Consider the following 14357-nt stretch of genomic DNA (forward strand, 5'->3'; position numbering starts at 1 on the left):
CTGATGACCGGTTGGATCGTGCCTTGTTTCCTGTGCCTGGCGCTGCTTGCGGGCAGCGGCTGCGCACGCAGCTATGACGGCACGGTGGTGATCCCGAAGCCGCTCGATATCAGGCGGGTCTGGGATCGCGATCCGTCGCAGACTGAGGCCAGCCGGATGCAGGCGGCAGCCGGTGTGTTTCCGACGCCGCCGCCGCAGGAGCCCTACCGGCCCGCGGCACGCAGGCACACAACACAAATAGCTGCGCCAAGGCGGCACGTCAGGTCCAGCCCGCCCAGCATGGCTTCCGAACCGGCCAATCCGCTCACCTGCAAGAATGTCAGCGAACCCGGCAAACGCTACAGGATGGTTTGCGAATAGCTGGTACTAGAGCAATTCCAGGAAAAGTGTGAAACGGTTTTCCGTCCGGAATTGCGTAAAACAAAGACATAAAGCGGTTCGCCGTTTCGGTGAAACGGTGAAACGCTCTAGGCGCAGGTTACTCCGCCGGGAAGAAAGCCGGCCCGACCACCCTGACCGGCCGCGAGCCGGCCAGTGGCTCGACCGATTGTCGCTGGGCGGCGCCCCTGGCCTCTGCAGCGTCTGCGCCAGGCTGGGGAAGTTGCGCCACGGTGCCAAGATCCGGCTTCGCTGACGGCAAAGGAATGATCGCGTTGGCCATATTGGCTGGCGTCACCGTGCGCGCTCTCAGCTCGGCAACGCGCCGGTGATAGCGCTTGAGGTCGCAGGCCCTGAAGTTCGCATCATCGCGATATTTGAAGGCCGTCGGCAGGTCCTTGTAGGATGTGCGCGTATCGAGCGCGACCATCTCTTCGGTTTCAAGGCTTGGGTCACTGAGCATGTACAGGTCGACGCCGGCATCGTCGCAGATGTAGCGGCACTGATCGACCATCTCCTTGACATCGCCGCCTTGCACGAACTGCGATTTCGGCGCCGGGAAGAAATAGCCGTCCGAGAGACGAACGCAAAACAGCATCGAATTGCTGCCGATCATGGCGCCAGCCGGACGCTGTCTTTGTTGCCCGGCGGCGGGCGTGCAGCCGAGCGCGACGAGCCTGGCCTGCAGTCCGGACGCATCCCGGCGCGAAATCGCGGCGCCGGCGATCTGGCGTTGCACCTGTGTGCGGCTTTTGGCGAGGTCGGCGCAAGCATTGAAGAAGCCCCCCACCGCACTTTGCGCCGTGCACCGGCGTTGCCTCTCCAGCCCCTGGATCGCCGCAAGCTGGCGACGTAGCTGCGCAAGCTCGGAGCTGATCCCGCCGCTGCGGCCGGACGGTGCCAGCTGGCTCCTGACCGCGGCGCATGGATCGGCAAGGGAAGCCGAAATGCCGAGGACGCTTGCCGCTACCGACACCAGTGCAAAGGTCACGACAAGCCACAAACGCATCATCGGCGACACCTGGTCCTTGTACCCCTGTGGAGCCGATCGTCGCTCCAGCCGATTGAGCCTCAATGCGTGAGGCAAGTCTAATTCAAGAGACGCCAGCAACCGCTAGGTATTTTATGCCGAGTGTATTATGCAGTTCCTGTAAATTCGCTATTACACTTTTGTTTCAAGATTGAGACGTAGCCAGGCTCGGGCGAGCCCAGGCCGCCGCAATCATCGATCCCGCGTTATCGGCCCTTGCGGATGAAACCTTTCTCCGGTGTCTTGCGTTGTGTCGGGCAAAGGAGACCGAAGATGTCTATTCACTTCACTGTCTCTGGCCTGACCAGGAACCTGTTCCACTCGCTGGGCCTGGACCATGAGCGGGGTTGTGTGCGTCAAGTTCTGCAAAATGGGGCGGCCATGATGCTGGTCATGCGGCTTGGCGCAGAGCGAGCTTCTTGTGCTCGCGCAGGTCGTCCATATTGATGTATCGGTTGGCCTCCATCCAGTTTTCATTGGTCTCGACGGCCAACGCCCTGACCAGGCGCAGGCAGCTTTCGGTATTGGGGAAGATGCGCACGACATAGGTGCGCCGGCGGATTTCCTCGTTGAGCCGCTCCAGCATGTTGGTGGATTTGAGATGCTTGTGGTGCTGTCTGGGCAGCCTGAAGAAGGTCAGGGTTTGTTCGATGGCATCCTCGGCCCAGCCTGTCAGGCGCGGATAGCGTGCCGACCATTTGGCAAGCCATGCGGCAAGATCAGCCCTGGCCTCTGCGAGATCGCGCCGGTCGTAGAGCCAGCGCAATTCCTGCAGGCAGTCGTCGCCGTGCTTCCTCGGCAGATGATCGAGCGCGTTCCTGAGGAAGTGCACGTAGCAGCGTTGCCAGGCGGCTTCGGGGATCACCTCGCCGATCGCTGCCACCAGGCCGGCGTGATCGTCGGACACAACCAACTCGACGCCCTTGAGGCCGCGCGCCTTGAGGCCGACGAGGAAGTCCCTCCAGGCCGAGCGGCTCTCGCGATTGGCCATCTCCACGGCCAGGATCTGGCGCCTTCCGTCCCAGTCGATACCGACCGCTATCAGCACCGCCTGGCTCATGACAACACCGGCTTCACGCACCTTCTCGTAGCGCGCATCGAGGATGAGGTAAGGAAACGGCTCTTGAAGGGGGCGCCTGGCAAAGGCAGCGAGGCTCTCGTCCAGCCGCTTGTTGATGGCCGAGATCGACGAGGCCGAGAAGGCATGGCCGCACAGTTCTTCCGTGATCGCCTTCACCTTGCGGGTCGACACGCCCTGCACATACATCTCCGCCAGTGTCGCCACCAAGGCCCGCTCGGAACGCTGGTAGCGCTCGAACAGCTCGGTGGAGAAGCGCCCGGCCCGGTCCTGCGGAACCCGCAGCTCGAGCTTGCCGACCCGCGTCACAAGGGTGCGGCCGTAATAGCCCGAGCGATAGCCAAGCCGTTCGGGCGTGCGCTCGCTCTTCGAGGCACCCAGCGCCTCGTCCATCTCGGCCTCAAGCACCTCCTGCATCACCGCACGGAGCACTTCGTGCAATCCATCCGGGTTCGAAAGCAAAATGTCTTTGACGGCAGCGCTGGCGGTCTTAACTTCAGTCTTGGTCATGGTGGCGTTCCTTCGCGGGAATCAGGTGACGTGAACAATCACCAGCCTGCCATGACCGCCCCCTCTCAGCGAATTTGCAGAACTCTCAGCACACTACCATGAGCGGGCGCCGAGAGCGCTCGATCCCGAACAGAGCCTGTTGCTGGAATGCTATCTGGCCGGACAGATTCCGGAATCCGCCTGGGCCGACTACGTCTTCGAGGCGCCGGAACTGCAGCGGCATGTCGATATCAGGCGCCCGCACAACTGATCAGAGCAATTCCAGGAAAAGTGCGAGCCGTTTTCCCGGGAAAAGCGCGTGGCGCTTTCCCTTGGGAATTGCGTCAAGACGACGAGGGAGCGGGTTGCCGTTTCTGTGAAACGGTGAAACGCTCGCCCGCTCGCTTATTGCTTGGGCGAGGCGAATTGCAAGGTGAAGACATTGCCCGCGACGCCTTGCGCCAGCGTCGGCGAGAAGCTCAACGGCAGGCACTTTTGCAGGGCAGTGGTTGCGGCGTCGACGAACGACTTCCTGGTATCCGCATCGCCATCGACCTTGATCGCCGTCGGCCGCGGCGGACCGATCAGCGTGCGTCGCGCTTGAAGCTGAAGCTCAAGGTGACGCTGGCATTTCCAGCACCCGCCGGCGGCGTCCAGCACGCCTGGATGGCATCGCCGATCTCCGCCATCGTGTCGAGCGGCGCGGCATTGCACGGGTAGCCTCCGACCAACACAACACCGGCAATCGCAAACACTCTCGCTACGCCCTTCATCGCAAAGCTCCTCATGTGTCGTCCGCCGACCATGATGGTAGGGTCGAAGCAGACGATGGCAATATGCCTGATGTCAGACTTTACGGCATGAGACGGGCCTGATGGCGCATCGGCGAAAAGCAAAAGGCCGGCATTGCGCCGACCTTTCCCTTCACCCTTGCGCCAGTACATCCGTGGTCGCGCGGTGCCTTCAATAGACAGCGTTTTGGTTAAACGAATCCTTAGTTTTGCGCGCTGGCCTGCGACTTCACATAGGCGATGTAGCCGCGCACGTCGCCGGCCGGCTCGGCATAGGCCTGGCCGAGTTTCTTCTCCATCGCCGCGACATACTCCTTGGCCCATTTGGGCAGCGCATAGTCGATGACGGCCAGGAACTCCAGCGTCGATGCCAGGCGTATGTCGGCGATCGACGGGTGCTTGCCGCCGATGAACGGCTTGCCGTCCCTGAAGAAGGAGTGAAACACCTCCAGCGGCTCGGCAATCGCCGCCATGGCGGCCTTCTGCGCCTCGGACTTCTTCTCTGGATGAGCGTCGCTATGGCCGACCTCACCGGCATAGTGCGGGAAACCCAGCGCCGGATAGGTGGCGCGCGCCACATACGGGTAGAGCGTGCCGATCAGGTAGAACATGGCGCTGTCGACCATCGCCCGCTTGGCCGGCGCCTTGGGATAGAATTTCTCCAGCCCGTGCTTGTTGGCGAGATACTGCATGATGGCACAGCTCTCCCACAGCACGCCGCGCGGCAGCCCCTTGTCCTCGATCATCGGCGTCAGATGCGCCGGATTGCGCGCCATATATTCCGGCGACCGCGTGTGGCCCCAGGCGTCGGTCTCGGCGGCGTCGAACCCGGCCGCACGGGCAAACACCCGGACGGTCATGTTGTTGACGCTCGGCTTCAGCATCGAAAGCTTCAGCGCCGGTTTTTTCGCCCCCTTGGCCTTCGGCCCCGACATCTTAGTAGCCGGCTTTGTCGCGGCTTTCGCGGCCGGCTTCGCGGCTGCCTTCGGCGCGGCCTTTACGGCCGCCTTTGCGGCCGGCTTCGCTGCCGCTTTTGCTGCTGGCTTGGCCGCTGGTTTGCCAGCGCTCTTAACTGTCTTTGCCATTATGGTCCTCCCCTTTTGCTGGCCGTCAGTATGGATTCTTCGGCGTCCGGTCGTCCGACAAGGTCGCGCGCGACCGTTCGACCAGCGTCTGGATCGCGTCGGCAAGGTGCACTTCGGCGATGTTGTAGTCGCCGCGCGCAACGCGCAGCTTGTGCGCCTGCATCAGCACATCGGCGTGGGTGAAGCCGGCCGGCGGCTCAAAGCGATAGGACGCCAGCTCGATCAAGAGGCCGAGCGGATCCTCGAAATAGATCGAATCCATGAAGCCGCGATCCTTGACGCCGCTGTGCTTGATGGCGCGCTCGTCGAGCCGGGCGACCGCCTGCAGGAAGGTCACGCGCGACACCGAGAACGCAATATGATGGACGCAGCCCGGTTCGGTGGGCGTGCGCCGCTTGACCGGCGTGCGGCTCTCGTCGGTGAAGACGGTGATCAGCCTGCCGTCGCCGGGATCGAAATAAAGATGGCTTTCGCTTGGCTTGTCGAGGTTGGGCTGCTCGAAAATGAACGGCATGCCGAGCACGCCTTCCCAGAAATCGATCGAGGTCTGGCGCCCGGCGCCGACGAGCGTGATGTGATGGACGCCCTGCGATTGCAGTTTCCGCATCGGTCTCCTCCTCGCCGACCCCTCGCCTTCCGGGGCGAGCTTGGATCCCGCCACCTCATACCATCGCCGCACGCCATGCGCGTGGCCGATGTGCATGCCTGGCGGCGTTTCCCCCTATCTGTTCCCCGGCGTTTTGCGCGCCGTAACGAGCCCTTTGGAAAGGCTTCGTACAATGATGCTAGTGCAATTGGCAGCGCCGCGCCAGAAGCGACGATAGCTAACGATGCGTGGAGAGCCAAGCGCTCAAGGTTGTCGAATCTTGGCTAAGCGACGGCTCTAAGTTCGGCCTCCGCCAGCGTGCCCAGGCCCGCGCATTCGGCGCATGCCATGGTCTGCCCGGGACAGCCGGCCCGATGCGTACCTTGCGGGCAGCAATGCCCTTTCGACTCACGCCATTTCAAGCAATCGAAAACCTGCCCGCTGCCGTGACAGCGCGGGCATATCATTTTTGCCGAACTCATACTTGCTATGCCCAACCAAATCCGCGTTGCCGCAGATGCTATCCCCGCACCGCAAGTAACAGAGAGATTGCTACGCTTTCAAGCGTCGCGGCCTGACTTAAATTGGGTGCATTCGGGACATGCGTATGTGAACGGCTTTCGCTCGGCCCCGCCAAACCCTCACCGTCAAGCGCAACCCATACAGCTGCTTGCCTGAACGTTGGGATGTTGGGGGAAAACGGCTGAGCCGTTGCCCGCCGTGGCAGAGAAACACTACGCGCATCTGGCGCTGTCATACGTCGCGGGCACGATCAGGCGGCTGGCGCCGGACACCTGAACCAACAGACTGGCCAAAGCTTCACAGAATAGTCACTCTCAAAGGGGAGAATGATCCGATGGCTGAAACTTCAATCGAATGGACGGACGCGACGTGGAACCCGGTGGCGGGCTGCACAATCCTGACTGCCGGATGCACGAATTGTTACGCGATGCGCATGGCAGCGCGCCTCGAAGCGATGGGCATGGAGAAATACCAGGGCTTGACGCGCAAAACCGGCGGTCGCGCTAAATGGACAGGTAAGGTCGTGACCGATCCGAAGTCTCTCGCGATCCCTGCCTCCTGGTCGAAGCCGCGTCGGGTTTTCGTCAATTCGATGTCGGACCTATTCCATATTGATATCCCGGCTGACTTCATCCGACAAGTCTGGACTGTGATGGAGGAAACGCCGCGTCATACTTACCAGATTTTGACCAAGCGACCAGAGGTCATGGCGAGCGTCCTCACACGTGGCGACTTCCCGGTCCTACCAAATGTGTGGCTCGGGACCAGCGTCGAAGATAGCCGCGTGCTCGACCGCCTCGACGACTTGCGTCGCGTGCCTGCTGCAATCCGCTTCGTCTCTCTCGAGCCTCTGATCGGTTCCGTCGCCCGCGCCAATCTCAAGGCCATTCATTGGGCGATCGTCGGCGGCGAATCTGGGCCGGGCGCCCGTGACATGAATCCGCGCTGGGTCGATGAAATTGAGACCATGTGCCGGCGTAGCGGAACGGCGTTTTTCTTCAAGCAGTGGGGTGGCCGCAACAAGAAGGCGACGGGCCGAACGTTGAACGGCCGAACCTACGACGAGATGCCGACGGCGACGATTTAGAAAAGCGAGCCCTGCTTAGACTTGTTGGACGCCACTTTCCAAAAGGCGTGGGCAAGTTGGTGTCGAGCGACCAAGGTTAGCCAGTATAGGTGTTGACCTCGGCTACCCGTTATAAGCTCCATATCGGTAGAAGCGCCGATCCCCAAGTTCGCTACCTTCTGCTTCCAGAAGCTAAACACATCACGGCGAATGGCCGGTTGCGACTGCCTAAGATCTACAGCCGATCTCCAGCCGGGCGCAAACATATCGAATGCGGACTGCTGCGCTTTCACATTGATACCGAGGTTGCGTTGAAGGTCCATCTTGCTTACGTGAACCAAAATGTCGATGTATTTGAGCTTGGCCAGTTCCTGCATCACGCAGAAGTCGAATGACGCGAGATTATAGGGGTCGAGAAATGCGAAGTGCAGGCCTTGCGGCTTGAGCCTCGACATGACCGCATGGATTGAGTTCGCCGCATCTCCGCCAACTTCTATCACGGGTGCTTTGAGCCGTCGGAGGCGTTGCGCGGCCAGATCGCGGCGCTCGTCATCTGCATCGGCGATGATCACCTCAGAGAAAGGCGTGCCACCGTTGAGGCTGGCATTCCATGCCGCGACGCAACTGCCGTCGATAAACTCGCCCGTTCGCCGAACCTTTGCACGGCCAGGGCCGCAAAAGAGATCGATGTAAGTAGCGCCAGCCTTCCCAGGGTCGAGCCATTTTGAACGGACGCCTCTGGAAATATCGACATAGCGCGACAGTGATTGATGCTTATCTTTTGCCCATGCGCCGACTTCTTCGACCGGGAGGCCATCATCGCCTTCCACCAGTTCCCCCACCGCAAACCCCTCCCGCGCTTCCCGCCGGCGACCTTATCTCAGCTTTATGGTCAAGTCTCGAACTGGTCGCGAAGGGGTCGAGGCGCCAGTCTGCGCCTTTGGCGCCTGGCAATGCCCGCGAACAGATCGAATCGGCCTCTGTCGCAGTTCGTAGTCAACGAAACCGCTCCGGTGAGTGCTAAGCTATTGGAAATCTTGGTACGCCCAAGGGGAATCGAACCCCTGTTCCCGCCGTGAGAGGGCGGTGTCCTGACCGCTAGACGATGGGCGCGTTCAAGAACCGGCGATATAGGCTGACGGTTTGGAAAAAGCAACTGGGCTTCGAACCGCCGGACCGCTTCTGTGCAATGTCGGTTTGCGGACCTAGCGTTTCGGCTCGATCAGATCCCACAGATTGCCGTAAAGATCGGCGAACACCGCTACCGTGCCATAGGACTCATGGCGTGGCGCTTCGCGAAAGTCGACGCCCTTCGCCAGCATCGCCGCATGGTCGCTGGCAAAGTCGTCGGTTTCGAGGAACAGGAAGACGCGGCCGCCGGTCTGGTTGCCGATGCTCTTCTCTTGCGCCTCGCCGTCAGCTTCGGCCAGAAGCAGCCTTGCGCCCTGGCCGTTCGCCGGCGTCACCGTCACCCAGCGCTTGCCGTCACCGAGATCGGTGTCGTCGCAGAGGACAAAGCCAAGCTTGCCGACATACCAGGCAATCGCCTCGTCGTAATCGCCGACGACGAGCGTGAAATCCGGTCATTTGTTACGGCCCAGTTGTTGCGCCAGTTATTTGTTGCGGATGGCAAAGCGGCCGATGAGGCGGCGCTCGGCCATGTCGTAGACGAAGATGGCGCGGCTGCCGTCGGCTAGCTCCGCGTCGATCGAAATTCGGTTTCCCGACAGCGACTGGCTGATCACCCTGGCCCCGACCGGCAACACGATGTCTTCTGCCAGCGGCTCGCCACCCGGCACCTGGATGTCGCCGGCCAGCGGCGGGTTCGCGGGCGGCGCCTTGCGCGATTTGTAGACAATGGCCGCGATCACCACCATAAGGGCCAGCAAAAGCAGGCCGAGATTGATGGCCATGAAGCGGATGAGCCTGCCGCGCACCTTTTCGATCTCGGGATCGAGCGGCTTTTCTTCTTCATCGGCAACGGGCCGGGCCATGGCAGAACTTTCCGGAACTTTTTCGATGAGCGCTCATAACGAAGAGACCCCTGAATTGATAGAGGCTGGACAATTCATAGAGGCGGCGCCGACCGTGCTCGAAGCCGGCGCGGAAGCGGCCGGCCAGCGCCTCGACCAGTGGCTGGCGAGCGCCCTCGGGCCTGACATGTCGCGCAGCCGGGTGCAGATGCTGATCCGGCAAGGTGCCGTTTCGATCGACGGCAAGCCGGTCGACGAGACCAAGCGCAAGATGAGTGCCGGCGAGCGCGTATCGGTCGTCATGCCCGAGCCGGAACCGGCCGAACCGCAAGGCGAGGCCATCGCGCTCGACGTGCTTTATGAGGACGACGAGCTGATCGTCATCAACAAGCCGGCCGGCCTCGTCGTCCATCCCGGCGCCGGCAACTGGACCGGCACGCTGGTCAATGCCCTGATCCACCACTGCGGCGACAGTCTTTCAGGCATTGGCGGCGTCAGGCGGCCGGGCATCGTCCATCGGCTGGACAAGGAAACCAGCGGCGTCATGGTGGTGGCTAAGACCGACCGCGCCCACAAGGCGCTGTCGGAGGCCTTTGCCGACCACGGCCGCACCGGCGACCTCGAACGTGCTTATTTGGCGCTGGTTTGGGGCATCCCTCCACGGCCGACCGGAACGGTCGACGCGCCGCTTGGCCGTGCCGCCGACCGCGTGCGCCGCGCCGTCGTGCCGGAAGGCCGTGACGATGCCCGCCGCGCCGTGACCCATTTCACCGTCAAGGAGCGTTTCGGCGAGGGCCAGCAGTCGTTCGCCACCGCCAGCCTGGTCGAATGCCGGCTGGAAACCGGCCGCACCCACCAGATCCGCGTTCACATGGCCCATATCGGCCATCCCGTCATCGGTGACCCCGATTACGGCCAGGCCTTCCGCACCAAGGCCAACCGGCTGCCCGAACTGCTGAAGGGTCAGGTCAAGGCATTTTCCAGGCAAGCTTTGCATGCCTGGCTTCTTGCATTTCGGCACCCGGCTACCCATTTATCGATGAGGTTCGAGGCGCCGATACCGGGGGACATGGAGGAACTCGTCGGCGGCTTCCGCAAACTCTGAACCCGAGCAATTCCAGGAAAAGTGTGAAACGGTTTTCCGTCCGGAATTGCGTCTAAACAAGCCAGCTAAAACCTGAGCGGCATTGTTCACTTCAGCGTAACACACTGTTTCGTGTTGAACAAATGCCTGTCTTTTCTGGTTTTGTTCCTATATAAATCAGTTGCCGCGGGCGAGCCTTTTGGTGCTCGCGTCACATGCCCGCCGCGTTTCGGGGGCATCACTCCAATAGAGAGGGGGCGCAATCATGGCCCAGTCACTACCCAGTATTGTTTCCGGCGAAGGCGGCCTCAGCCGCTACCTGGAAGAAATCCGCCGCTTTCCCATGCTTCAGCCGCAGGAAGAGTACATGCTCGCCAAGCGCTACGCCGAGCATGAAGACACCAGCGCTGCGCACAAGCTCGTCACCAGCCACCTTCGGCTCGTTGCCAAGATCGCCATGGGCTATCGCGGCTACGGCCTGCCGATCGGCGAAGTGATCTCGGAAGGCAATGTCGGCCTGATGCAGGCCGTCAAGAAATTCGAACCCGAGCGTGGCTTCCGCCTCGCGACCTACGCCATGTGGTGGATCAAGGCCTCGATCCAGGAGTACATCCTGCGCTCGTGGAGCCTGGTCAAGATGGGCACGACCGCCAATCAGAAGCGCCTGTTCTTTAACCTGCGCAAGGTGAAGGGCAAGATCCAGGCGCTGGACGATGGCGACCTCAAGCCCGACCAGATCACCGAGATCGCCACCAGGCTGAACGTGTCGGAAGCCGAAGTCGTGTCGATGAACCGCCGCCTGTCGGGCGACGCGTCGCTGAACGCGCCGATCCGCGCCAGCGAAGGTGAATCCGGCGAATGGCAGGACTGGCTGGTCGATGATCACGAAAGCCAGGAAGACATGCTGATCGAGCAGGACGAGCTGGAAAACCGCCGCGGCATGCTGTCGGGCGCTCTGGCCGTGCTCAACGATCGTGAGCGGCGCATCTTCGAGGCCCGCCGCCTCGCCGAGGAGCCACTGACGCTGGAAGAGCTGTCGTCCGAGTTCGACATCAGCCGCGAGCGCGTGCGCCAGATCGAGGTGCGCGCCTTCGAGAAGGTGCAGGACGCGGTCAAGGCCGCCGCCAAGCGCCAGATGCAGGCGCTGCGCACGATCGAGGCGCAGCCCGCGGCGTAAAGCTGGGTTCGGTTACGAAACAAAAAGCGGCGCCAGGAAACTGGCGCCGCCTTTTTTTATGTCTTACGCTTACGCTTACGCTGGCGATTGGCGAAAGCATTCTTGACATCCAATCTCCCCCCTTGCGGGGGAGATGTCCGGCAGGACAGAGGGGGGTGTGAAGGATCGCCAACTTCGGTTTTGGCTACCCTATCGGAATTGACGGCACAGCTACCCGACTGACAGGTCAGCGGGACAGCACCCCCCTCTGCCCTGCCGGGCATCTCCCCGCAAGGGGGGAGATCGGCAGCTTCGCCAACTGCCCTCTCAAAGCCCATCAAGCGGAAACTTCAGATACCGCCTTCCATTGGCCTCCGGTTCCGGCAGCCGTCCACCATTCATGTTGACCTGCAGCGCATGCAGGATCAGCCGCGGCATCGGCAGTGTCTTGTCGCGCGCTTCGCGCAAGTCGACGAACTCGGCTTCGCTGCGCGCCGCAACGAGGTGGATGTTCTTTGCCCTCTGCTCGGCGACCGTGCTCTCCCAGCACGGCTCGCGGCCGCCGGCCTGATAGTCGTGGCCGACGAACACGCGCGTATCGTCCGGCAGCGCCAGAATGCCCTCAATCGAATGCCACAGCCGCGCGGCACTGCCGCCGGGAAAGTCCGTCCTTGCCGAGCCGCTGTCGGGCATGAACAGCGTGTCGTGGACGAAGGCGGCGTCGCCGATGACATAGGTGATCGAGGCGAGCGTGTGGCCGGGCGAGAACAGCACCTTGACCGGCAGGTTGCCGATCATGAACGTTTCGCCTTCCCCAAACAGCCGGTCCCACTGCGAGCCGTCTGCGGGGAAATCCGGCCAGTTGTAGATCGCCTTCCACAGCGCCTGGACTTCGATGATCCTGTCGCCGATCGCCGTCGGCGCGCCGGTCTTTTCCCGGAGATAGTGCGCCGCCGAGAAATGATCGGCATGCGGATGGGTGTCCAGGATCCACTCGAGCTCCAGCCCGTTTGCCCGGACGAAATGCAGCAAGGCGTCGGCATTCTTCGTCGCCGTCGCGCCGGATTTTTCGTCGAAATCGAGGATCGGGTCGATGATAGCGCAGCGTCTCGTCACCGGGTCGGTGACGACATACTGGATGGCGCCGGTCGGCTTGTCGTAGAAGCCGGCGACCTCAGGTTTGGCCGAAGCGATGTCCAATGTCCGGCCCCCCTGCCCCTTGCCCGACAGGAACCGTTTTCTCCGTCGGGTTGAACAAGAGCATGGTCATCTGGCAAAGCGCGCCGGTCAAGCACGCCTTGCCACAAATAGGACTGAAGCCCCAAATAGCTCCGACGGAGAAAACCTAGGCTGACGGCTGCTTGGTCTTCCTGAGATAGGGCAGGATCGTCTCGAAAGCGCCAAAACGCTTGACCGCATCTTCGTTCGAAACCGCGGCGGTGATGATCACATCCTCGCCCTGCTTCCAGTTGGCCGGCGTCGCCACCTGGTGCTTGGCCGTCAGCTGCATGGAATCGACCGCGCGCAGGATCTCGTCGAAGTTGCGGCCCGTCGTCATTGGGTAAGTCAGCACCAGCTTGATCTTCTTGTCCGGCCCGATGACATAGACCGAGCGCACCGTGGCGTTGTCGGCCGGCGTGCGGCCTTCCGACGTCTCGCCGGCGCCCGCCGGCAGCATGTCATAAAGCTTGGCCACCTTGAGGTCCTTGTCGCCGATCAGCGGGTAGTTCACCGTCTGGCCGGTCGCCGTCTTGATGTCGGCCTGCCACTTGTCGTGGCTCGCAACGGGATCGACGGAAATGCCGATGACCTTGACGTTGCGCTTCTTGAACTCGCCTTCGAGCCCCGCCATCGTGCCCAGCTCGGTGGTGCAGACCGGGGTGAAATTCTTCGGATGGCTGAACAGGATCGCCCAGCCGTCGCCGATCCAGTCATGAAACTTGATCGGCCCTTGCGTGGTCTCGGCGGTGAAGTCAGGCGCGATGTCGTTGATACGAAGGCTCATGGCATTATTTCCCCAGCAACAGATTTCGTCAGGAGCGGCCGTGGACGGCGTCAACGCTCCGGCATTCCCGCATCTTAGCGCAAAAATCGCGGCTGCAGGACAATAGGAAACTATTATTGGCGACGGAACGAGCACTTTCGTTCTACGGACCGACGTTGGGCCGACAATCTTTCGTTTGTGCGGGAAAGGCTCAGGCCTTGTTGACCGCCAGCGACGTGGCCAGGTCTTCCATGCGCTGGGCGAGCGCGCCGAGCGCGCTGGTCAGCACGGTGTCGTTCTTGTCGGCCTTGGTCAGCGCTTCGTCGCGCGTCTTGCGCAGCGTCTGCACTTCGGTCTCCATGCCCTTGACCCGCTTCTGCAGCTCCGAAAGCTCGTCCATCACCATGATGCCGGCCATCACCGTCAGCCGCTGGTCGCCGATCTCGCCGAACGAATCCTTCAGATGCGAGACATAACGGTCGAACCGCTCGGCGAGGTCGATCAGGTGCTCTTCCTGACCCTCGTCGCAAGCCATGCGATACTGCTTGCCGTCGATGGAAACCGTGACCTGTGCCATGGTCTGCAGCTCCTACCTGTCCAGCACCGCGCGGATGGTTTCCATGGCGGTCACCAGTCGGCGCGACACTTCCTTGTTGGCATCTTCCAGCCGTTCGGCGCGGGCTTCGGAATTGTCGAGTTCCTGCGCCAGCCGTGAACGGTCGGCGTTCATGCGCTGCACCTCAGCCTCGGCTTCGGAATAGTCGCGCTCGTGCTCGAGCTTGGCCGCGACGGCGTTTTCCAGCCCCTCGATGGCCTTGCCCAGCCTGTGGATGACTTCCTTGAGTGTGGTTTCGCCGGTCATGGCCTTCGTCCTGTGCCCTGCCCATCACCGAATCGCTTCGCGTTCAGAACGCGTTAACAAGGAAACATTAGGCACCGGGTGAAGGCAACGTCAACAAAGCTCTCGCGACTGTCCCCCGCTAACGCTAATGTAGGTCGCCCCATAAGGTCTCAAAGCCATCACAAGACCGGCAAATGTGCAGCCGATTTGTTGACTAAAAGCCCCTGGCTGCTATGTGTCGCGCACTCTTTCCTGGGCTCTGCCAAGCCCACAAATCCCCACCCCGGAGGTACC

The 14357-nt window shown here is 61.8% G+C and carries 14 protein-coding genes, 1 tRNA gene and 2 pseudogenes; 4 read left to right on the plus strand and 13 right to left on the minus strand.

What is annotated here, in order from left to right:
* Positions 1-3 precede the first annotated feature (3 nt).
* Positions 4-360 (plus strand): hypothetical protein, encoded by a 357-nt coding sequence (locus ACYG9Z_RS11070; protein WP_023693676.1) that lies wholly within the window; start codon positions 4-6, stop codon positions 358-360.
* 118 nt (positions 361-478) lie between these two features.
* Here the strand turns inward: ACYG9Z_RS11070 and ACYG9Z_RS11075 are convergent, their stop codons facing one another.
* From ACYG9Z_RS11075 to ACYG9Z_RS11095, 5 genes and pseudogenes are all read right to left on the minus strand, one after another.
* The gene (locus ACYG9Z_RS11075) at positions 479-1390 is read right to left on the minus strand and encodes a DUF2865 domain-containing protein (protein WP_023751662.1); all 912 of its coding nucleotides are present in this window, start codon (positions 1388-1390) and stop codon (positions 479-481) included.
* A 409-nt stretch (positions 1391-1799) separates the two neighbouring features.
* A complete protein-coding gene (locus tag ACYG9Z_RS11080; protein ID WP_286456782.1) occupies positions 1800-2996 on the minus strand; it encodes an IS256 family transposase in 1197 nt (398 codons plus the stop codon).
* Positions 2997-3380: 384 nt separating this feature from the next.
* Positions 3381-3748, minus strand: a pseudogene (locus ACYG9Z_RS11085) (hypothetical protein).
* A gap of 221 nt (positions 3749-3969) precedes the next feature.
* Positions 3970-4851, minus strand: coding sequence for a glutathione S-transferase family protein (locus ACYG9Z_RS11090; RefSeq protein WP_023752908.1), 882 nt, complete (start codon positions 4849-4851; stop codon positions 3970-3972).
* Positions 4852-4876: 25 nt separating this feature from the next.
* Entirely contained in the window at positions 4877-5458 is a 582-nt protein-coding gene (locus ACYG9Z_RS11095) for a VOC family protein (RefSeq protein ID WP_023752907.1), read from the minus strand.
* An 835-nt stretch (positions 5459-6293) separates the two neighbouring features.
* Between ACYG9Z_RS11095 and ACYG9Z_RS11100 the strand changes: the two genes are divergently transcribed.
* Complete coding sequence (locus ACYG9Z_RS11100) at positions 6294-7046, plus strand: DUF5131 family protein (protein WP_023752906.1); 753 nt, start codon at positions 6294-6296, stop codon at positions 7044-7046.
* Here ACYG9Z_RS11100 and ACYG9Z_RS11105 read toward each other — a convergent pair.
* The 4 genes and pseudogenes from ACYG9Z_RS11105 to ACYG9Z_RS11120 all read right to left on the minus strand — a co-directional run bounded on the left by ACYG9Z_RS11105 (position 7043) and on the right by ACYG9Z_RS11120 (position 9019).
* Entirely contained in the window at positions 7043-7867 is an 825-nt protein-coding gene (locus ACYG9Z_RS11105) for a three-Cys-motif partner protein TcmP (protein WP_023752905.1), read from the minus strand. The two genes, ACYG9Z_RS11100 and ACYG9Z_RS11105, sit on opposite strands and share 4 nt — an antisense overlap.
* Before the next feature lie 196 nt (positions 7868-8063).
* Positions 8064-8138 (minus strand) — tRNA-Glu (locus tag ACYG9Z_RS11110).
* 92 nt (positions 8139-8230) lie between these two features.
* Positions 8231-8596: pseudogene (locus ACYG9Z_RS11115) on the minus strand (VOC family protein); the annotation flags it as partial.
* Between the two features lie 42 nt (positions 8597-8638).
* Positions 8639-9019: a hypothetical protein gene (locus ACYG9Z_RS11120; RefSeq protein WP_023752903.1), complete on the minus strand. Its 381-nt coding sequence runs from the start codon at positions 9017-9019 to the stop codon at positions 8639-8641.
* A 25-nt stretch (positions 9020-9044) separates the two neighbouring features.
* Between ACYG9Z_RS11120 and ACYG9Z_RS11125 the strand changes: the two genes are divergently transcribed.
* Entirely contained in the window at positions 9045-10103 is a 1059-nt protein-coding gene (locus tag ACYG9Z_RS11125; RefSeq protein ID WP_023752902.1) for an RluA family pseudouridine synthase, read from the plus strand.
* A gap of 244 nt (positions 10104-10347) precedes the next feature.
* The gene (gene rpoH, locus ACYG9Z_RS11130; protein ID WP_023670124.1) at positions 10348-11259 is read left to right on the plus strand and encodes an RNA polymerase sigma factor RpoH; all 912 of its coding nucleotides are present in this window, start codon (positions 10348-10350) and stop codon (positions 11257-11259) included.
* A 306-nt stretch (positions 11260-11565) separates the two neighbouring features.
* On the opposite strand, the gene ACYG9Z_RS11135 is transcribed toward rpoH, so the two are convergent.
* The 4 genes from ACYG9Z_RS11135 to ACYG9Z_RS11150 form a co-directional block, all read right to left on the minus strand.
* A complete protein-coding gene (locus ACYG9Z_RS11135; protein ID WP_023752901.1) occupies positions 11566-12438 on the minus strand; it encodes an MBL fold metallo-hydrolase in 873 nt (290 codons plus the stop codon).
* A gap of 145 nt (positions 12439-12583) precedes the next feature.
* Positions 12584-13243 (minus strand): peroxiredoxin, encoded by a 660-nt coding sequence (locus tag ACYG9Z_RS11140; protein WP_023670126.1) that lies wholly within the window; start codon positions 13241-13243, stop codon positions 12584-12586.
* Positions 13244-13433: 190 nt separating this feature from the next.
* On the minus strand, positions 13434-13799 hold the full coding sequence (locus ACYG9Z_RS11145) for a cell division protein ZapA (protein ID WP_023670127.1): 366 nt from the start codon (positions 13797-13799) through the stop codon (positions 13434-13436).
* A gap of 12 nt (positions 13800-13811) precedes the next feature.
* Positions 13812-14084: a DUF4164 domain-containing protein gene (locus ACYG9Z_RS11150; RefSeq protein WP_023670128.1), complete on the minus strand. Its 273-nt coding sequence runs from the start codon at positions 14082-14084 to the stop codon at positions 13812-13814.
* Positions 14085-14357: the final 273 nt, after the last annotated feature.

This window comes from Mesorhizobium sp. RSR380A (assembly GCF_054719385.1).